Here is a 19423-nt window from a genome sequence, read left to right on the forward strand (position 1 = left end):
TGTTGAGATCTGCAAAACCCCAATAAGGTAAGCCCAAAGGCCGGAAGTGTGACTGTCCCTCGATCTTCACCTGCATGTCAGTGATCCGTTCTCTCAACGGCCGCGGCCTCTTTCATGCCATCTCCTTTCGTATCTGACGAAAGGAGGGCCGCACCGTAGACGCGAGGGGTCAGGGACCGCGGCACGCGGCCGCTCCGCGGCGAGCGGGGGAGCCGATTTTCTGGCGCCGTCCCTTGGGCGCCGGCTGAAAATTGGGGGAACCGCTCGTCCTTGACGCCGGAGTGGCGGGTGCACAATCCGACAGTCAGAGAAGAAGCAAACCACGGCGCCGCCAGGCGCCGTGTCCGCTTCCGGCGGCCAGCCGGCCTTGCCGGCATCACCTCACGTAAAAGCGGCCAAAGATTCTCGCCCGGTACCAAGGACTGCGGGAGGATCGTCACCCAAGGCCGAAGCCCTTCAGGGATTCGGTGAGCGCACGCATAGAGCTGTCCGCCACAGGCGGCCCGCCCGATCTCCTTTGGTGAACAAAGTAATCGCAAACCGTGAAGCACAACGGCACGTCGATGGGGAAACGCTCATCGCCGAGAGATTAGCGCGACGGTACGCCATCCCTGCTGTGGCTGAAGCATCAACCGTGTGAATCGGTCGTAGCCGACCGATTCAGATAAGTCGTTGGACGATGCTTGCCGGAGCGGTGAAAATCCGCACATGACGACGACATCTGACAAGAAACCCCTCCATCTCCGCCGCATCAATCCATCGCAGAACATGCGGCGCTATTATTGCCTGTCGGTTCAGCCGACGCTGTTCGGCGGCGCCTCGCTGATCCGGCATTGGGGGCGGATCGGCACAAATGGCCAGGAGAAAATGGAAACGTTCGACGAGAGCCGAGCAGCCGAAGATGCGATGGCGCGTCTGGAGAAAACCAAGAGGCGACGCGGTTATCGCGGCACGGAGGCCAGCGACAGCCCTTGAGGCGTGATGCGAGCGACGATAGCGAAGACGAAAAGCCGCCTCAGAAAGGCGGCTCGGCGTCGACCGCACCCTCCTGTTCAGCGATGATCACGGCAAGCTCGGCGCATGCCATTTCCAGTTCGACTTCGATCTCACGACGCTCGACCGGACCGATTGCGTCGCACAGTTCCAGCCGAAGTTCTTCAATGTGTTGTTCGAGCAGCATCGTCGTTATCTCCTTGACGTTTGTGAAAGACGACGCGCCCGGTCATGACGGGATGGAGGGGTCAAGGATCGCTGAAGGCGACCGCCGGAGGCGGCGAGTGGGGGAGCCGATTTGTTGGAGCGGAGGGAACCGGAGCGGAGACAAAATTGGGGGCACCGCTCGTCCTTGAGACCTCCATGCCGTCATGGCAGGATCGGACGGACTGAGCAGACATTCCCTCTCCGTATGGCACCCAGACGCAGCAGCATGCTCAGCGCAGCTTTCGGCTCCGGATTTCATCGGAAAGGATGAGCCGCAAAGCCTGGTAGCTGTGGAAATCCAGGCGGGGAGACAGTTTTTGCCGGACACGTCGATGACAACGGAATTCACCGGTGGCAGGGAATCCAGATCACTCACCATGCGGGAGACTTCCAATGACCACTACCAACGAAATCGCCGACAAGATCGCCACCGAGCACAGCCTGACGAAGGCGCAGGGAAAGGCCATCGTCGAGGCCGTCATCGCCTCGATCACCGAAACCGCGGTCGCCGGCAACGAGACTAGCTTGCCCGGCTTCGGCAAGTTCAAGGTGAAGGAAACGCCGGCGCGCGAAGCGCGCAACCCGGCAACTGGGGCAACGATCAAGGTCGCCGCCGCGAAAAAACTGGCATTCACGCCGGCCAAAGCGCTCAAAGATGCGTTGAACAAGTAAGGCGACACTAGCAGCAAAAAAGAAAGCCCGGCTCTCACCGAGAGAGGCCGGGCTTCGTGTTCTGGTAATAACGGCATCAAAGAGACGCCGGCCCCGAGTTAGGAGCCGGCGGTCCGGTTCAGGCCGGGCTGTTCCAGAGGATGACCTTCTTGCCGGGCTCGCCGCCGGGTGCTGGGGCGACGTTGCCGAAGATCACGCCGATTTCGGGCGCTTCGAGCTTCGTGGAGATGTATTCTTCGCCGGTCTGGCGGGAGATGCGGTTCCAGCCCGCGCCGATCTCAAAGCCGGTCTTGCGATGGATGATGCGGTAGTCCGGGGCTTCTTCGCTCGCCTTGCTGGCGTTGGGGATGAGGGCGATCGGGGCGTTGACCCGGATGGTGGCGAAGACCCCTTCGAGAGTGCCGTCGGTTTTTTCGGTGAGGGTTGCGATCGTGGTAGCCATGGGATTGTCTCCTTCGTTGCATCGGGACCATTCCCGATGGCGCCCGAAGAAGGGGCCGCGCCGCAGGCGTCACCGCAGCGTAGCGAAGGGGAACCCCTTGCGGGTTGACGCTGATCGCGGCCGGTCCATTAGAAAGGCGACATAAAGAACGGGAATGGTCCTTGATCGCGACGTCAGCAGGAGACCTCGCCGTGGTTGCCCTTTGCGGACCGGCCGAGTGCCGCGCTCGTCACTTGCGTCGGTAGTGTTCGGGTCAGCGGACGCTGGCCGCCAAACATCGGACGCGATGCAAGGGATCAGCACCGTCCTGCTCCCATCGTCATTGGCAGAAATGGCTTCGGTCGGTGTGGCGCTCGAATTGCCGTACGCTGTGGCGCGACTACAGCTCGGTTGAAGTGAGGTCACAACACCGGTTTGATTGCCGGGCGTCGCTCCCGCCTCGGCGATGGTCAGAAAAATGAGACCAGCCGAAAACACCTGGCAGTCGGAGAGTTGCCTCGTGAGGGCGGCCTTCGACGATGCAGTCGCCGGAGATGTGCCGGATGACAACCGTTTCGATCGCCGCTCAATCGAGGCGGTTGACCCGGCCTGTTCGGCCGCGCGCCTCTGCAAACAGTCTGGCGATCTTCACCATGAAGGATTTGCTGAAGCGGCCAAGAATGTCCTGGTCCGGCTCGAGGTACCAGGAGCGTTCGACGATGTCGTAATTGTATTCGTCGGCCATGATCCAGCACTGCTTCAGATCGCTTAAGCCCGCGCGCTTGCGCTCGATCTCCGGGATCTCCAGAGCGGCCCGGCCCGTCTGCGGCGGCTGCGTGGTGACGCCGAGAAGGGCAAGGTGCGTGTTCCCGTCGGAGGCACTTCGGATGGCGATGACGACGCAGACCGGGCGCTGTTTTCGGCCTTCGGTCTCGCCGCGCTGCTGCTGCCAGGCCCAGAGATATGGATAGGAGATGACTTCGCCGGGCCGGAATTCATGGCTCATCGTCGTAGCCTTCGCCGCGCGCCAGCCGATCGATCGCCTCGTCGAACAGTTCCGCATGCTCGGCGGGCATATCGGAGACATGATAGGCGCGGCGGGGGTCGCCGCCCGTGCGCATGCGCTCGTAGTGCTCGTAACTCATCAGCACAAAGCGGGGTTTCTTGTGGCGGGTGAGCATGACCGGTTCGCGGCTTGCCGCGTCGGTAATATCGCCGATCTGCTTGTTCAAGTCGCCTGTCGTGAACTGCTTCATCGCAAAGATCTCCACTTCGATTCCCATATAATCCATTTTTCCCATGTTTTCCATCTTTTCCATGTATCCGGGAAGACGGCGCTCATGCGCCCTCTCCTGAAGCCTGCCAGACCGGGATGCCGAGGCGACGCGCCTTGTCGGCAAGATTACCGGTGATGCCGTTTCCGGGAAAAACGATCAATCCGACGGGCATGACCGACAGCATCTCGTCGTTGCGCCGGAAGGGGGCGGCCTTGGCATGCCTGGTCCAGTTGGGCTTGAAGATGATCTGCGTCACCTTGCGGGCTTCCGCCCAGCATGCAGCAATCCGTTCGGCGCCCTTCGGCGAGCCGCCGTGCAGCAGCACCATGTCAGGATGCTTCGCATGCGCCTGATCGAGCTTCGCCCAGATCCGCTCGTGATCGTTGTAGTCCATGCCGCCGGCGAACGCGATCTTCGTGCCGGCAGGGATCATCACCTCGGTCTCGGTGCGGCGGCGAGCGGAGAGGAAGTCACGGCTGTCGATCATCGCCGCCGTCATGTTGGCATGGTTGACTTTGGAGCCGGTGCGTGGCCGCCAGAATGAACCGGTCTGCGCCTCGAACAGGTCGGCCGCGTAGTCGCGCATGAACTCGAAGCTATTTCTGCGCTCCAGGAGCGTGATGCCCTCGGCGATGAGGCGTTCGAGTTCGACGCTCTTCACCTCCGAGCCGTCCTGTTCGCGCTGGCCGGTGCGCTGCGCTTCCTCGTTGCGATCGAGTTCGCGCTGGATGCGCTCGCCGGCGCGATGGAAGAGATTAGGAATCGACCAGAACAGGTCTTCGAGATCGGGTTCCAGCCGAGTGTCGCCGAGCATTTCCGCGAAGGCGTCGAAGATCGCGGTGATGCCAGATTGGACTTGCGGTTCCTCCGGCAATGGCCGCGGGTCGGGCTCGTCCTGGAAGGGACGATAGCCGAAGACCTGCATTTCGTAGATGAAGCGGTCGGTCGGGGAGGACGCGTGGTTGGGCTCCAAGCCGTCGTCGGGGGGAAGGATAAGGTCCATGATGGTCTCCGTTTCGTGGGCCGCGCCTCTCGCGGCCTGACGGCGAACCCGGTCACGCGGGCCGAGGCCGGAACCGCAAGCGAAGCGCAGCGGCCCAGCGAAGCGCCGGGCGGCTGAGGGAGGGTTTCTTGGTTCGCGAGGAATGACGGGCCATCGCATCGGCCCGAAAAGTGGGAACCGGTTTTCGGAGGAGCCGATGCGATGGCCCGGTAGGGGAAGAAACCCGCCCGACCCGCTGAAGGCCCGGAGGCCCGCGTGGTAAGGGTCGCCTCTCGGCAGGCCCGCGGGCGCGCGCCAATCCGGAATGAGACCAATGGACCGCCCTTCGCCAGTGCCGCAGCCAGCCCTCCCCCAGCCTTTGCGCCCAGCTTCAGGCGGGCAAGAAGGCCATCGCGTCTTCCGGAGTGAGTTGAGCCTTGAGGCTTGCGGTCAGCCGGTCCGGACCCAGCCAACGCAGATCCTCGTTGAAGTCGCCAAGCTCGGGCGACAGCACCAGCGGCAGGATTCCCTCCTCCTGTGCCCTGCGGCTCAATCCCTCGATCCCATGCCGGCCAGCCGCATCCGCGTCGGCGGCGATGTAGAGGCGCTGGCATCCGGACGGGAATCGGAAGGCCGCAAGGTGATTGGCCGTCAGAGCGGCCACTATCGGCATGCCGGGCATCACGTGTGAGAGGGACAGCATGGTTTCGAGACCCTCGCCTGCTGCGATCACCGGGATAGGTGCATCCACCGGAAAGCGGAAGCGAACGCCATTGCCGAGCAGTCCGCCGAGCGCACGGCGGGGATCGTCCAGCTTGGCCTTGCCGACTCCGTTCGGGTCGAGCCCCGAGGACAAATACGTGCGGTGGACGCCGGTGATCGCTCCGGCGTCGTTGGTGACAGCGGCAATAAGCGCCGGATAGCTGCTCGTCCGGCCGGTGACGCGATCGCGATAGTAGCACGACGGGTGGAAACGGATCGCCCCATGGGCGGACGCCCGCAGAATGCCGCGTTCGCGCAGATAGATGTCGGCGAGCGTACCCGCCAACGGCTGCGTTATTCGAAACAGCCGTCGTGCCCGCTCTGTCGCCGGCCGCTCGACCGGAGAGGCGTCACTTACGTCGCCCCTGAGGTCCGACACCGGTTCGGGTTGGGGCAGGCTCAGGAAATGACGCGCCTCGTCGGCAACGTCCCGGAAGTCCACGAGGCCACAGGTCTCGCGGACGAGATCGAGCAGGTCCCCAAACTGACCGGTCGCCGCGTCGGTCCATCGGCCGGCGCGCGGGCCGGTCAGATGCACGTAAAGAGACTGGCCCTTGTTGTTGTCGACATCGCCGACCAACCAGTAATTGCCGGCCCGACGGCCGGCGGGAAGATAGTGGCGGCAGACCGCCTCCGCGTCCTGCGCGAGACGGTCCGCCAGATCAGAGGCGGAAAGCATGGCAGACCTCCCTCATGACCTGCGCGCGACATCGACGAGGCGATGACGCTCAATGAGCTTCGACAGGATCGCCGCACCCTCATCTGTGACAGGCATGAAAAAGCGCAGCTTCCAATTGATCATCTCGGAGAACAATCCCATCGAGCGCAACCAGTCGCGCATGCCATCCGTGAAGCCGGTCAGTTCGACGCGGTATTCGTTCATGACGCGCACGCGGCGCAGCGTCATGTCGCCGACGAGGCCGACGATAGAGGATCCGTCGACCAACGATGCCCAAGCCTGGTCGGCGCTCAGCACTTGCCTCTGATCGATCCCGAAGTTGCGGCAAAGACCGGCGAGCCGATCCGGCGCGATGACCCGGCCGACGATCCGCTCGCCGTCATCGGTCTGCAGCCGCCGCACCCGGCAGAAATCCTGCGGCAGCAATTTCCAGATCGGCAGCAACAACCCGCTGACGATGTGCATCGTCGATGTCGAAAATTCCGGCACCGCCGTGACCTCGGTATTCCACGCGAGGCCGAATGCTTGTTCGTCAGTCTCCTCCCAGTTGGTCTCTTCGAGCTGCCGGACTTCGAAGCGCAGCTCGTCCATCGGCCGGATCAGCGACACGCGCGGCTGAATAGAGCCGTCGTCCAGCATGATCGAGCGCGTCGGGACCATCACCGCCGGCCGGCCCGACTTGCCGTTGATCATCAGCCTGGCGCGTGGATCCTGCCCGACGAGGCTTTGAACCTCCTCGAACCGCATCGGTGCATTGCGATCCCGGCGTTCGATCGTCAGCAAGTGCGACTGCGCGCCGGTGACGGGATGGGTGTAAATCAGCCGGCGCTCGGTGACCGTCATGCTGTCGGCGGTGATCGTCTCCAGGCCCTTGTCATAGATCCCGGCGGCGATCGCACCCTCGATGCGGGCGGCGAGCAGTTGCTCGAAGGCTTCGAACAGCACGTTCTGCATGGCGATCGTCAGTGCCAGCATGCGATTGAGGAAGGTCTGGATCGGCGGCAGCTCATCCTTCAATCCGCCCTCTTCCGACGTCAGCGACAGGCCGGTGATGTTTTCGAATCTGTCGAGCGAGCAGCCTTCGATCCTGCCGGCATGCAGCAGTCCGTAGAATTGCCGCAGCGCGTCGCGGGCATATTGCGATTCGAGATTGTCTTCGGACCGGAACATGCCCTGCCCGCCGGTCTGGCGTTGACCACGGGTGATGGCGCCGAGCGTGTCGAGACGCCGGGCGATGGTCGAGAGGAAGCGCCTTTCCGCCTTGACGTTGGTGGCGATCATCCGGAAGCGCGGCGGCTGCTTCTGGTTGGTGCGATGACTGCGCCCGAGGCCCTGGATCGCCACGTCGGCGCGCCATCCGGCTTCCAGAAGGTTATGCAAGCGCAGGCGCTGATTTTTGGCAGCGAGATCGGCATGATAGGATCGTCCTGTGCCGCCCGCGTCACTGAAGACGAGAATGCCTTTCTCGTCGTCCATGAAGGCGCGGGCTTCGTCGAGATTGGCGCTGCCCGGCCGGTTCTGTACCGCATAGCGCGCGATAGAGGTGCTATCCTCGCGGCGAACGACGCGACGCAAGCGGCCGGTGATCTCAGCCACCTTCCCGGTTCCGAAGTGCTGGACGATCTGGTCGAGCGCCGTCGGGATCGCCGGCAGGCTGCCCAAAGTTTCGATCAGCTCGTCACGTCGGCGTTCTGCCTCCCGGCAGATGACAGGGTTGCCGTTCGCGTCATGAACCGGTCGGGAACTGAGATTGCCGTCGGCGTCGGAAAATTCCTCGAAGAGCTGCGCCGGGAAGGAATGCATGAGGTAATCGATGACATATTCCCGCGGCGTCACGTCGACCTGCAGATCGCCCCATTCCTCGGTCGGGATCTGTGCTAGCCGGCGCTCGGTCAGCGCTGCCCCCGTCGAGACGAGCTGGACGATGGCGGCATGACCGTCCTCCAGGTCTGCTGCAGTCGCTTTGAGAAGAGCCGGCGTCTTCATCGAGGTCAGGAGATGATTGAAGAAGCGCTGCTTGGAGCTTTCGAAGGCCGAGCGGGCGGCGGCCTTGGCATTTTTGTTCAACGTTCCGGTCTTGCCGGTTATACCGGAAGCCTCCATCGCTGCGTCGAGATGGTTGTGGATGACCTGGAACGCCTCGGCATAGGAGTCGTAGATCCGGACCTGTTCCTCGGTGAGCTCGTGTTCGAGAATTTCGTATTCGACACCTTCGAAGGAGAGCAAACGCGACGCGTAGAGACCCATTGCCTTCAAGTCGCGGGCCAGCACTTCCATCGCGGCAACACCGCCGTCCTTGATCGCGGCAATGAACTCGGAGCGTGTGGGAAAGGGAAAGTCGCTGCTGCCCCAGAGACCGAGGCGCTCGGCATAGGCAAGGGATTCGACTTCCGATGCGCCGGTCGCCGAGACGTAGACGACACGAGCATCCGGCAGAGCGCGCTGCAGGCGAAGACCGGCCCTGCCCTGCTGTGACGCCGCTTTGTCGCCGCGCTCGGTTTTGCCACCGGCGGCATTGGCCATGGCATGGCCTTCATCGAAGACGATGACACCATCGAAGCTCTTTGGATCCCTGGTCGCGGCCTCGCCGCTTCCCGCCTCTTGACCTAACCAATCGACAATCTGCTGGACCCGTGACCGCTTGCCCTCGCGCTCATCGCTGCGCAGCGTTGCAAAGGTCGTGAAGAGAATACCTTCTTCCAGCTTGATCGGCTTTCCCTGTCGAAAACGGGACAGAGGTGTGACCAGGAGCTTCTCTTGACCCAGCGCGCTCCAGTCGCGCTGGGCGTCCTCGATCAGCTTGTCGGATTTTGATATCCAGACATGCCGACGGCGACCCTTCAGCCAGTTGTCGAGAATGATCCCGGCGGCCTGGCGACCCTTGCCGGCGCCTGTTCCGTCGCCTAGGAACCAGCCACGACGGAAGCGAACGGCATGTTCTGCATCGGATGCGACCGCCTTGAGATTGTCGAAAGAGGCATCGATGCTCCAGTGGCCGGCAAGATAGCCGGAATGAGCTTCGCCGGCATAGATGACGCTTTCGAGCTGGGCGTCAGAAAGATCGCCGCTGGTGACGATGCGCTTCGGCAGATGTGGACGATAGCATGGCTTTGGCGGAGCCACAGATGCCATCGCAACAGATTCGACCAGCCTGTCGGGATGCGGCTTCGCGTCGGGGATGTGGATCGACTGCAGCCGGTAGGGCTCGTAGATGCCGTCAGCAGCGTTGGCCTCATCCTTCGGCTGAGCGTCCCTCAACTCGTAGGAGAGTTCAATGATCTCATCATCAACAGGTATCGAACGGACGATTGCTGCGGGCTGTGTCTGTCCGCCGACTGCGGGGCGATGCGACGGTGTGGCAACCGCTGCCGGACGCATCGTGACCGCGCGCAGGATACCGTTGGAGTCCGGCGCCGTCGCGTGCGAGCGTGGTGGAAGACCAGTGATCCACGTGAGCAGCGTTTCCAGATCGTGCGCTGTGCCAGTCGAGGTCACCAGTTTCGAAGGATCACCTGGCGGGATCTTGTCGATCACGATCAGACGCGTTTCCATCGTCGTTCCATGTCTGGCGTAGATGCTGCGGTCGATCGCCGCGGTGAACAGCACCGTGCCCTGCCCCTGCAGCCGAACGAAATCGTCGCGCCATCCCGGATTGTCGGGAGAAATGCTCGCGCCAGTGATCGCGACGAGCCGGCCGCCGGGGGCCAGACGAGCGAATGCGGAGGACAGATGCCGCCAAGCGGCGTCGGCGACGCGACCTTCGACATGAATGCCCGCAGAAAATGGTGGGTTCATGAGCACCACGCTCGGTCGAATGGAACGGTCGAGGTAATCGTCGATATGCGCGGCATCGTGTTGCGATATCGGAACGCCGGGGAAAAGCCGCTGCAGCAGCGAGTGCCGGACAGCCGCATATTCGTTAAGCGCCAGCCGGGCGCCTGCGAGTTGCGCAAAGATCGCCAGGAGGCCGGTTCCAGCCGACGGTTCGAGAACCGTGTCAGCAGCCGTGATGCAGGCAGCACGAGATGCGACGTAGGCAAGAGGGATCGGAGTCGAGAATTGCTGCAGGGCCTGGCTCTCCTCGGACCGTCGGCCATGGATAGGCACCAGGTTTGCCACTTTTGTCAGCATCGCGAGCGTCGATTGGGGAGACTGGGTTCGGGATACGACCGCGCGGAATTTGCGCAGAAACAAGACCTGGGCGATTTCGGTCGCTTCGTAGGCATCCTTCCAGAGCCAGAGGCCCTCGGCGTCGCTGCCGCCGAAGGCCTCGATCATGATCTGTCGCAGGTCAGTTGTAGTGACGACTTTACCTTGCTCCAGAAGCAACGTGATCTGGCCGGCAGCATCTATAAGTGCTTCAGCGCGGGTTTTGGTCTCAAGACGTGGAGAGGTGGGAACAGTTTGAGAATGCGAGATGATATTCATCGGTCGAGGCTCCGAAAGAAAGGGGGAATGGGTCTGCCCAAGTGCCCTCTTCCGAATTTCGGGAGGAGGAGAACTTGCGGCGTGAGGGTGTGGAAAGTGATCGCAGATTGAAGTCTGCCGGCGATCGTCGGCGCCTAGATCGTCGGGCCTACGATGAAGCCAGCGGGATCCTTTGGATCGGGCGGCAGATACGCGTCGTAAGGATTGCCGTCGGCGAGATGGCCGAATGGCGTGAAGACGTATTCGCCGTCACTGCGGCCGACGGCGCAGAGCACGTAACGCGGCTCGCGTGTAGCGGCATCGAGGCATTCCATGAGAACAAGATTGGCATCGGCTGCGGCGCGCAGCAGCGTGTCGAAGTTTGCGCGGGCATGATCGGGAATAGGCATTGGAGTTCTCCAGACAAAAGGAAGCCCGGTGCTTGACCGGGCTCTGGGATGACTGCGATGGGGTTTGTGGGCGCGGCCGGGTCTGAGCCAGGCGCGCATGAACATGTCAGGAGGCGCTCTCCAGCAGCTTCTTCGCCTTGCCTTCGAGTTCGAGACGCATGTCCTGGTTGGTCTTGGTGCGCGCCAGCGCGGTGACGCCCTGTACGAAATCGAAGATCGATTCCGGCGGCCTCCCCTCCTCCGACAAAACCATTTCGATCACCTTGCCGGTCTCGCCTTTCGAGAAGCCGCGCCGACGCAGGAAGGTTTCGCGCTCATCGTCCTTGCGCGCGACGATCCGCTCGCGCGCCGCCTTGATTCCGGCGATGAACGGAGCGGGCGACGAATTGGCAAAGCTGGTCAGCGCGGGTGCTGCCTCATGCGCAAAGCGCTGGGCGGCGAACTTCGAATGGCGGATGGTGATCTCCTCGAAGTTTTCCGTGCCCCACAAATTTCGATTGGCGCAGACCGCGCGGAGATAAAAGGAGGCGATGCCGAGTGTCTTCGAGCCTACCTCCGAGTTCCAGGCATAGAAGCCCCGGAAATAGAGGTCGGGCTCGCCGTTCGGCAGTCGCCCTGCTTCGATCGGGTGGGTATCATCGACCAGGAATAGGAAGACATCACGGTCGCTGGCATAAAGTGTCGTCGTGTCCTTTGTGATGTCGACAAACGGGTTGTGCGTCATCGTCGCCCAGTCCAGGACGCCCGGCACTTTCCACATCGTGTCACCGGTCCCATTGCCGGCGATCTTCATCACCGCTGAGACCAGTTCATGGTCCCAGATGCGGCCGTATTCGGGTCCCGTCACTGCGCGCAGTTTCAGTCGGCCATCGTCCATCTCGAGCGTTTTTACCAGCTCGGCACGGTGATTGAGCAGGCCATGCTGCAGGTTGATCGCTGCAAGCGGCGCCGGCAGTTGCCGCATATAGGTGGCCGGTGCGCCAACCAGGCTGCAAAGCTGGCCGTAGCTCCAGTGCGTCGGTGCGATCGCTTGACGCTGACCTGGAACGAGAAGCTCAAGCCGCTCCGCATTGTCGCGCGTTGCTTCGACACGGATCGCAGCACTTTCGATCGTTCGAGCATGGGCGCGCTCAGCGCGGGATCGAACGGTATCATAGAGATCGGTGAGTGACAGGAAGCGTTCGTCGTCGGGTCGCGAGAACCATTCGGACGAAACGCGGCCGATCCGCTCGCCGCGCGAGATGTCGACCTTAAAACCGGAAGCAACGGTTTGAGTGGTGGAAGCAGGAGTGCTCATTGAATGTCTCCTTGACAACGAGAACCCGGCGCGGCGGCCGGGCGAGGTTGAGGGATGTCTGGGAAAGAAGAAGGATCAATCGGACGTTAGCCGGCGGTGCGCGGACCTAATCGCCGAGAGCGCGGCCTGGAATTCGGCGCGTCCTACCACATCGGTAAAATCCATCGTGGTGGCGATGGAAACGCACGCGGCATGGACCTCGTCGTCGATCACGGCCTCGGGTGTTAGATCCCGAAAACTCGGGTCCACCTCGAGCACTGCCGCGATTGCGTCACGCACACCTTCCTCCTGTAGCCTGATCAGGACGTGCGAAGGCTTGGGTAGATCGACCGGGTCTTCGGGATCCGGTTCTCCGGCGAGAATGGCTTCTCCTCGGGCAATCGCCCAGGCAGATCGGGCGAGCCAATCGTCCGATGGTGGCCGGGCCGCACGGACGTCATCGAACAGGATCTTCAACAACCCGAGCAAGATCTCGAAATGACGCGCCCGGCGCTGGACAGGTTCGTCGAATTGCTGCGGGATCTGAACCGGCGGACCTGCATAGGCCGCATGTGCACCATCCCAGATACCGGTGACATGAACTGGACCGGAGGAATCGAAGTCCTTCTCGGCGATATCCCAACTGTCATCTTCGATGGCGGCACGGCAGGCCGCGTCCAATGTATCGGCCGCGTAAGTGCGGCGCCGGAAGATCGGCAGATGGTAGGTGGTCTCGATAGTGAAGTCAGGCATGGGTACCTCCTGAAACGGAAAAACCCGGCACGGTGGCCGGGCTGTTTGCAAGAAGACCCGACCGCAACAGCGATCGGGTCAAGCTGATGTGATGCTGGTGAACCTATTCGGCGGCGGCGAGATGCTCGCCGTCGATTTCACCTTCGGTGTCGCCGGCATCATCGTCTGACGTTTCCGACTCGTCGCGCAGGAAGGCCGGCATGTCGGAGAGTTCCGAGGCGGTCTCGCTCTCATCGGATCCGACGGAGCCGTCATCGGCGACAGCGCCGCGTTCGTTGACGCCCTCGTCGCTCGTCGTCCGAAGCGGTTCAGGCAACCAGCCGCAGCCTGTCATAAGCCGCTCGGCCTCGCGCGCCATGTCGGTCTTCTTGAGATGGCCGATCAGCTCCACCGCCTGGTCACCCTTGGCTTCTCGGACCGCCTGCAGGATGCGCGTCTTGGTGACGCGGCCGAGATAGTTGTCGGCGGTCGGCGTCCAGCCGGCTTCCACCATGTCGAAGCCGATCGAGCGGGCAAGCTGATCGGCGTGGGCGATCGCCCGGGTCCGCTTGTTCCAGGGCTCGATCACCGCGTTGACCGACAGCGAGGCGCAATGGGCAAACAGCGCCTGCCGGCTGACACCGTCGAGCTTGATCAGGAAATCCCAGAGAACGTTCGGATCTTTGGGGAGATCCTGGCCCCAGGCTTCATGTCGCTGATCGATCTCCTTCGCCCAGACCGTATCGCCGAGCCCGGGCGTCTGGCTGAAGCGAGCGCTCTGCACCGTCACCTCCAGGCACGAGTCCGATCCGTAGACGTAGAAGGTCTTCAGGACGAAGGCGTGCAAGACAGCGACAAAGGCGATGACGGGATCGTTGGCCAAGGCATTGCGCAAAGCGACCGTGCGCGCCGCCGTGAGGTCGAGAACCAGGCGGTCGGGAAGCGGTTTAATGGTTTCGTCCTCGTCGTCCGGTTGGGTGTCCTCGCCGCTGGCGATCCCGGTTGCCGGAAGATCACTGCCATGATCGGCACCATCGCCGGCATCAGCCGAGGGATCGGTCTCATCCTTCGGTTCATCCTCGGGCCGCACGAAGCCTCGCTCGATCTTGAGCTCGCCACCCACGCCGAGCGAGATGAAGGCCCCACCTCGGGCCATCTCCTCTGGATCGAACATGTATGGCCGGTCGTTGAGCCGGTCGAGCTCGGCACCGAGCTCCTCCAGCTTCTGTTCGGTCGCCTCCGAGTACTCGCTCGCCTCCGCATATTCCGCGTCGAGCTTGTCGTATTCGGCGCGGGTGGCGTCATAGCGGGCCAGTTCGTCTTCCGTCATTTCGGCCTGCTCGCCGTAGAAGCGGCGCAGGCCGGACGTGTGGCCGTAGGGAAAATCGAAGGCCGCTTCGACCCATTTCCAGCCTTCAGTCGTCTGGATTTCTTCGGCGTCAGCCTTGAGCTTTTCCATCACAAGCTGCTCAAGCAGCGCCGGATCCTGCAGCCAGCCACCGTGATCCTGGTCGAACAGGTCGCGCATGGTTACACCGCCCGCAGCTTCGTAAGCCTCGATGCCGACATAGACGGCACGCCGATCGCTGGCGCGGATTGCAGTTTCGGTCAGCAGCCGGCGGATGTAATAGGGCTCGCGGCTATGCGAGCGCGAGATCGTGTCCCAGACTTGCTCCTGGCGAACATGGTCGTTGGTGATCGAAAACGCCATGATCTGTTCGAGCGTCATCTCGTCCTCGGCATAAAGATCGAGAAGCCGGGGCGACACGGACGCCAACCGCAGCCGCTGCCTGACTGTCGCAACCGAGACGAAGAAGCGTGCTGCGATCTCCTCCTCACCGAGCCCCTGCTCGCGCAAGGTCTGGAAAGCGCGGAACTGATCGAGCGGATGCAAGGGCACGCGCTGGACGTTTTCGGCGAGCGAGTCCTCGACTTCCAGCGTTTCGCCCTTGCTGACGATGCAGGGAACGCCGGCGGTTTTTGCCAGCCGCTTCTGCGCAACCAGCCGCTCAAGGGCTCGATAGCGGCGACCGCCAGCGGGGATGCGGTAAATGCCCGTCTCGTTGCCATCGCCGTCGAGTTCGGGGCGGACGTTGAGGCTGGTCAGCAGCCCGCGATGGGCGATGTCTTCCGCCAGATCCTCGATCGAGACGCCCGCCTTGATCTTGCGGACGTTCAACTGGCTGAGCACGAGCTTGTTGAAGGGAATATCCCGGGCTGCACTGAGGGTGATTTTCGATGTGGCCTGAGCCATGTCGTTTCTCCATGACGGACCGGCCGGAGCCTCTCTCCAACCCTCTCAATCCGTCACGAAATCTCCCTTCCCTCCTCTTCCTCTCTTCACATCCACCACCGCCCCCGAACCGCTTCTGAAGAGCGGCACGCCTTCCATATCTCCTCGGAGCAGGTTCTTTTCCCCACGTGCGGGCACAAATGGCCAACCTGCCAGTTCTCCTTCCGAAGGGAGAACGCCATGTCCAAGATCACCAACGGTCTGAACGACCGCCCCAAGGATGAAACGATTGCCCAATCGGGCGAGGGCTTGCCGGACGACAGCGGCAAGCCGATCGACGTAGCCGACGACGAGATCGCGCGTGTGAAAGAGAAGCTCGAAACTGACACCCGTTCCAAGCTGAAGAAGGGTCTGGAGCAAGATATCGACCGAACTCAGAGAGGATCGCCCTGAGGCAAGCCGATGCCAGGAGCCTTCACGTCGTTTTTGTGCTCGCCTTCGATCTTGACACCCTGGATCAACCGATCAGGGCGTTCAATCCTCGTCCCGCGGTCAATGAGGTCTCCGCCGTCGAAGAAGCTCGTGACCTCTCACTCTTCCATGCCGGCGTCGTCGTCTGTAAGCGTGAGGGGGATCCCGCCGTTGGCGAGGAAAGCGAACCGATCATCCTCTACCAGACCGGCAGGATATGTGACTTCAGCTAAATCAGCGAAACCACTTTTCCGCGGCGGTCAGAAGCTCCGCCTCGGAGCGGACCCCGTCCTGAAACAAGCATACGAGGAGCATGGCGAGCTCGTCGGGATGCGTGTCGTGCTCGGGTATGACTTGGGCGAAAACACGTTCCAGCAGAGCCAGATCGTCGGGATTGAGATGAACATCAGAAGGCAAACGGCCGCGCACCCAATGCTAGCGCTCTCCAAAACTTTGGGCAAGGTGCGTATTGCTTGGCGGATGACGGACAGAACAACCTGATCTAGGTGGAAAGCTCGTGAGAAACCTTAAGAGCTTCCGCCGAACCGACGCAGCATAGCGTGGAGTCTTTTGTTCTCCTCGCGTAGCCTCACGCCCAGGAGATGTTTCAGATGCCGGTTCTCGGCCTCCAAAGCTGCGAGTTCGTCCTCAGAGTTTGCCAGATCTTTGCCGCCACTCTGATCGGCAACATTTACCACGGGTTCTGACCATCTCCGGGCTCTGCGCCGAGGTCTGGGTTCTTCCGCTGGCGCGAGGGACGGCTCACCTTCTGTCAAACTACTTTCGGCGATGTTAATCCTTTCGGCATCGGTGGGCGACTGCGCGTTTTCGGCAAGCGTTGTCGATCCGCTAAGGACGTCGTGCCCAACGTCTTCGATGACGTTGGACTGGGTCTCCGCCGCGATCGCATCCTCTTGTGCGATCGCAGGCAAAGCTCCGTCTATTTCAACCGCTCGCGCGACGGCCTGCAAATCGAGGTTGCCCCAGATTGAAGCTGGACCCGCCTTTGGCCGACGGTTCGTCTTATATTCAACCACGAAGTTGCGTCGTGGAGTTCTCATCTATAACCACTCGAACTAAATAAATCGGGGGAATGATCGGGCTAGTTTCGTTCCGATAGGGCCAAAGGGATGGCCGTAAGTTCAAAGCCGATGCGGGCTTCCGTCATTTCAAACCAAGCCGCCTGCGGAGCTCGGCATTTTCTGTTCGAAGCTTCTCGGAAAGAAGCTTTCTCAGCCGCCGGTTTTCTTCCTCGAGCGCAACGAACTCGGCCCATTCTTCGTCATCCGAGGCTGCTGTTCCAGTGAGATCCTGGACAGCCGGCTGCATGAGGGCCTTCTTCCACTGATAGTAAGTTTGGTCGGAAATCCCCGCAGTCTTGACAGCATCCTTCAGCGTGGCTCCACCGGAAACCTGCGCCTCGATCTGGTCGATCTTCTGCTGTTTTTCTTCAGCAGTCAGTCCGCGTCTCTTCGATTTTGCCGCTGCGGATGTTGCCGCACGGGGCTTAGCGGCGCCTGTCTTTCTCGCGCGTGAAGCCCTTTTGGCAGCGGCTATGGTCGTTGGCTCAGCTTCAGCCGTTGGCGTTATATCCGGCGGTGTCTGAGTTTCATCATCGGCCATGGATCTTCCTCATCTGGATACCTGCTTTTCTGTCAGAGGAGGCAAAGAGTCAATGTCCCGTTCTAATGGTTCGGTTATATGGGCTGCGATGAACGCTAGCCAGATGGAAAAGCTAAGTCAAAGGTTCCGCATCGCATTTCACGTGGCCGGTCGACCGCCTCTCAGTTCCTACTATGGCGATCGCCGCGATCGCCTTCACCTGGCTTGGCTTCATGTTTCGCCTTGTGGCGACGATCCGCCGAGAGGGAACGGCCGACGTCGGCACTTTCCTTGAACTGTCCCTTCTCGTCTCGGCGGACATAACGTTTGTCGGTGCCGGTATCGATGAGATCTCTCTTGGTCATGCCGCAATCCTTTCTGGTTGTCATGCAAATCAGAAACGCATGTCGACCAAAAAAGATGCGTCGAATCAAAAGCATGTTCGTGACTCGCAGAACGCGAGCCACGGCCGCCGTAAGTCTTTGAATTTAGATTCGTTTCGACTCGGAACAATCGACCACTGATTCGGTTGACTCGCATTGGTTGCGTGCGAGTGCGAGTACCATGGTTGCCCCGAGAGCGAATTGGAAAGGCTTCATCAAGTTCGGAGAGGTCGCCTTTCCGGTGGCACTCTACACGGCAGCCTCGACGTCGGAGCGGATCGCATTTCACACCATTAACAAAGCGACTGGCAACCGCGTCCGCCGCGAGTTCGTCGACAGCGAAACCGGCGATGCGGTCGAGCGCGACGAGCAGGTCAAAGGGTTCGAGATCGAGGACGGCCGCTATGTCGTGCTCGAGCCGGAAGAGGTGGCGGCCGCCATTCCTCAAAGCGACAAGACGTTGAGGGTCGAGGCCTTCATTCCCTGTGACGAAGTCGACGATGTCTATTTCGACAAGTCCTACTATCTCGCACCAGACAAGATGGGCGGCGACGCCTACAAGCTTCTCCGGGACGGCATGAGAAAAGCCAAGGTCGCGGCGATCGCCAAGACCGTGCTCTTCCGTCGCCTGCGCACCGTCCTCATCCGCCCGCATGATAAAGGTCTGATCGCCTCCACCCTCAATTACGACTATGAGGTCCGGTCTTCGGAAAAAGCCTTCGACGAGATGCCGGACCTGAAGATCGAAGGCGAGATGCTTGAACTCGCCAAGCATATCATCAACACCAAGAAGGGCGAATTCGATCCGAAGCAGTTCGACGATCGCTATGAAGAGGCGGTCGCGGAGCTGGTGAAGGCGAAGATCGAAGGCCGTACGCTACCGAAGAAGAAAGCGCTGGCCGCGTCCAAACCCAGCGACCTACTGCAGGCGCTACGCGAAAGCGCCGGTTTGACTGCCCCCGCCAAGACGAAGCGCGCCGTCGCCGGCGCCAAGGCTGGGAAGGGCAGACAGAAGGCGGCACGAGCTTCTGCTCCAAAATCCCGCGCGGCCGGCGGCCAACCGCAGCGTCGTGCGAGCTGACGGGAGGACAAGATGGCTTTGCCCCCCTACTGGAAAGGCTATCTCAAGCTCTCTCTCGTCACCTGCCCGGTGCAGATGATGCCGGCGACCTCGGAAAACGAGAAGGTCCGCTTCCACACCCTCAACCGCGAAACCCGGAACCGCGTCGTCAGCCATTATGTTGATGCCGTCACCGGCAAGGAGGTGAAGGACGAAGACGAGGTGAAGGGTTATCAGCGCGGCGAGGACGAGTATGTGATCCTCGAAGACGAAGAGCTGGAAAACGTCGCGCTCGACAGCACCAAGACGATCGATATCGAGGTCTTCTCTCCACGCGACAGTGTCGGATGGATCTGGCTCGACACGCCCTATTATCTCTCGCCCGACGATCCGGTCGGCATGGAAGCATTTTCGGTTATCCGCGACGCGATGGCGGCCGAGAACATGATCGGCATATCGCGGCTGGTGATATCGCGCCGCGAGCGAGCTGTCATGCTGGAGCCACGCGGCAGGGGTATCGTGCTCTGGACGCTGCGGTACGGCGACGAGGTCCGTGACCCCGAGACCTATTTCGAAAGGGTCGACGAAGAGCCGGCCGACGGCGACATGATGCCGCTTGTCCAGCAGTTGATCAAGAAGCAGACGCAGCACTGGAACCCGAAGATGGTCTCCGACCCGGTCCAGGACAAACTTCTCGACATCATCGAGGCGAAGAAGAAGCAGATGAAGAAGCCGTCAAAGGCGAAGCCCAAGAACAAGGACAAGGCGGAACCGGCGGCGCCGAACAACGTCATCAATATCATGGATGCCCTGCGGAAGTCCGTGGATGCCGAAAACCGGTCAGGCAGGCATTAGC

Annotated in this window: 19 protein-coding genes; 5 read left to right on the forward strand and 14 right to left on the reverse strand. The window is 61.5% G+C overall.

Annotated elements, in window-relative coordinates:
* Window positions 1-708 precede the first annotated feature (708 nt).
* Window positions 709-975: a WGR domain-containing protein gene (locus tag ABK249_RS29825; protein WP_210057354.1), complete on the forward strand. Its 267-nt coding sequence runs from the start codon at window positions 709-711 to the stop codon at window positions 973-975.
* A gap of 40 nt (window positions 976-1015) precedes the next feature.
* Here the strand turns inward: ABK249_RS29825 and ABK249_RS29830 are convergent, their stop codons facing one another.
* Window positions 1016-1180, reverse strand: a complete 165-nt coding sequence (locus ABK249_RS29830; protein WP_210057352.1) for a hypothetical protein — start codon at window positions 1178-1180, stop codon at window positions 1016-1018.
* Window positions 1181-1593: 413 nt separating this feature from the next.
* Between ABK249_RS29830 and ABK249_RS29835 the strand changes: the two genes are divergently transcribed.
* Window positions 1594-1872, forward strand: coding sequence for an HU family DNA-binding protein (locus ABK249_RS29835; RefSeq protein ID WP_210057350.1), 279 nt, complete (start codon window positions 1594-1596; stop codon window positions 1870-1872).
* A 118-nt stretch (window positions 1873-1990) separates the two neighbouring features.
* Here ABK249_RS29835 and ABK249_RS29840 read toward each other — a convergent pair whose 3' ends face one another.
* The 10 genes from ABK249_RS29840 to ABK249_RS29885 form a co-directional block, all read right to left on the reverse strand.
* Window positions 1991-2314 (reverse strand): DUF736 domain-containing protein, encoded by a 324-nt coding sequence (locus ABK249_RS29840; RefSeq protein WP_037115718.1) that lies wholly within the window; start codon window positions 2312-2314, stop codon window positions 1991-1993.
* 565 nt (window positions 2315-2879) lie between these two features.
* Window positions 2880-3299 carry a hypothetical protein gene (locus ABK249_RS29845; RefSeq protein ID WP_210057347.1) on the reverse strand — a complete coding sequence of 140 codons (420 nt, stop codon included), beginning with the start codon at window positions 3297-3299 and terminating at the stop codon, window positions 2880-2882.
* Window positions 3289-3549 carry a type II toxin-antitoxin system Phd/YefM family antitoxin gene (locus tag ABK249_RS29850; protein ID WP_210057363.1) on the reverse strand — a complete coding sequence of 87 codons (261 nt, stop codon included), beginning with the start codon at window positions 3547-3549 and terminating at the stop codon, window positions 3289-3291. The genes ABK249_RS29845 and ABK249_RS29850 overlap by 11 nt, the downstream gene beginning before the upstream one ends.
* An 82-nt stretch (window positions 3550-3631) precedes the next feature.
* Window positions 3632-4573 (reverse strand): DUF2493 domain-containing protein, encoded by a 942-nt coding sequence (locus tag ABK249_RS29855; RefSeq protein WP_210057346.1) that lies wholly within the window; start codon window positions 4571-4573, stop codon window positions 3632-3634.
* A 370-nt stretch (window positions 4574-4943) separates the two neighbouring features.
* Window positions 4944-5993: a DUF7146 domain-containing protein gene (locus tag ABK249_RS29860; RefSeq protein ID WP_210057344.1), complete on the reverse strand. Its 1050-nt coding sequence runs from the start codon at window positions 5991-5993 to the stop codon at window positions 4944-4946.
* A gap of 12 nt (window positions 5994-6005) precedes the next feature.
* Entirely contained in the window at window positions 6006-10421 is a 4416-nt protein-coding gene (locus ABK249_RS29865; RefSeq protein WP_210057342.1) for a bifunctional class I SAM-dependent methyltransferase/DEAD/DEAH box helicase, read from the reverse strand.
* A 134-nt stretch (window positions 10422-10555) separates the two neighbouring features.
* The gene (locus ABK249_RS29870; protein WP_210057340.1) at window positions 10556-10810 is read right to left on the reverse strand and encodes a DUF6117 family protein; all 255 of its coding nucleotides are present in this window, start codon (window positions 10808-10810) and stop codon (window positions 10556-10558) included.
* 106 nt (window positions 10811-10916) lie between these two features.
* A complete protein-coding gene (locus tag ABK249_RS29875; protein ID WP_210057338.1) occupies window positions 10917-12107 on the reverse strand; it encodes a DUF932 domain-containing protein in 1191 nt (396 codons plus the stop codon).
* Window positions 12108-12182: 75 nt separating this feature from the next.
* Window positions 12183-12839, reverse strand: a complete 657-nt coding sequence (locus ABK249_RS29880; RefSeq protein ID WP_210057336.1) for a hypothetical protein — start codon at window positions 12837-12839, stop codon at window positions 12183-12185.
* 103 nt (window positions 12840-12942) lie between these two features.
* Entirely contained in the window at window positions 12943-15072 is a 2130-nt protein-coding gene (locus ABK249_RS29885) for a ParB/RepB/Spo0J family partition protein (RefSeq protein ID WP_210057335.1), read from the reverse strand.
* A 219-nt stretch (window positions 15073-15291) separates the two neighbouring features.
* On the opposite strand from ABK249_RS29885, the gene ABK249_RS29890 reads away from it, so the two are divergent.
* Window positions 15292-15504 (forward strand): hypothetical protein, encoded by a 213-nt coding sequence (locus ABK249_RS29890; RefSeq protein ID WP_210057333.1) that lies wholly within the window; start codon window positions 15292-15294, stop codon window positions 15502-15504.
* A 252-nt stretch (window positions 15505-15756) separates the two neighbouring features.
* On the opposite strand, the gene ABK249_RS29895 is transcribed toward ABK249_RS29890, so the two are convergent.
* From ABK249_RS29895 to ABK249_RS29905, 3 genes are all read right to left on the reverse strand, one after another.
* Window positions 15757-15951, reverse strand: coding sequence for a hypothetical protein (locus ABK249_RS29895; RefSeq protein ID WP_210057331.1), 195 nt, complete (start codon window positions 15949-15951; stop codon window positions 15757-15759).
* Window positions 15952-16686: 735 nt separating this feature from the next.
* Window positions 16687-17145: a transposase gene (locus ABK249_RS29900; RefSeq protein ID WP_210057329.1), complete on the reverse strand. Its 459-nt coding sequence runs from the start codon at window positions 17143-17145 to the stop codon at window positions 16687-16689.
* 161 nt (window positions 17146-17306) lie between these two features.
* Window positions 17307-17489 carry a hypothetical protein gene (locus tag ABK249_RS29905; RefSeq protein ID WP_210057327.1) on the reverse strand — a complete coding sequence of 61 codons (183 nt, stop codon included), beginning with the start codon at window positions 17487-17489 and terminating at the stop codon, window positions 17307-17309.
* A 199-nt stretch (window positions 17490-17688) separates the two neighbouring features.
* On the opposite strand from ABK249_RS29905, the gene ku (ABK249_RS29910) reads away from it, so the two are divergent.
* Both ku (ABK249_RS29910) and ku (ABK249_RS29915) read left to right on the forward strand, forming a co-directional pair.
* Window positions 17689-18588, forward strand: coding sequence for a non-homologous end joining protein Ku (gene ku, locus ABK249_RS29910; RefSeq protein WP_210057325.1), 900 nt, complete (start codon window positions 17689-17691; stop codon window positions 18586-18588).
* 12 nt (window positions 18589-18600) lie between these two features.
* Window positions 18601-19422 carry a non-homologous end joining protein Ku gene (ku, locus tag ABK249_RS29915; protein WP_210057323.1) on the forward strand — a complete coding sequence of 274 codons (822 nt, stop codon included), beginning with the start codon at window positions 18601-18603 and terminating at the stop codon, window positions 19420-19422.
* Window position 19423 lies beyond the last annotated feature (1 nt).

It is taken from the genome of Neorhizobium phenanthreniclasticum, assembly GCF_040066075.1.
GTDB classification, from domain to species: domain Bacteria; phylum Pseudomonadota; class Alphaproteobacteria; order Rhizobiales; family Rhizobiaceae; genus Neorhizobium; species Neorhizobium petrolearium.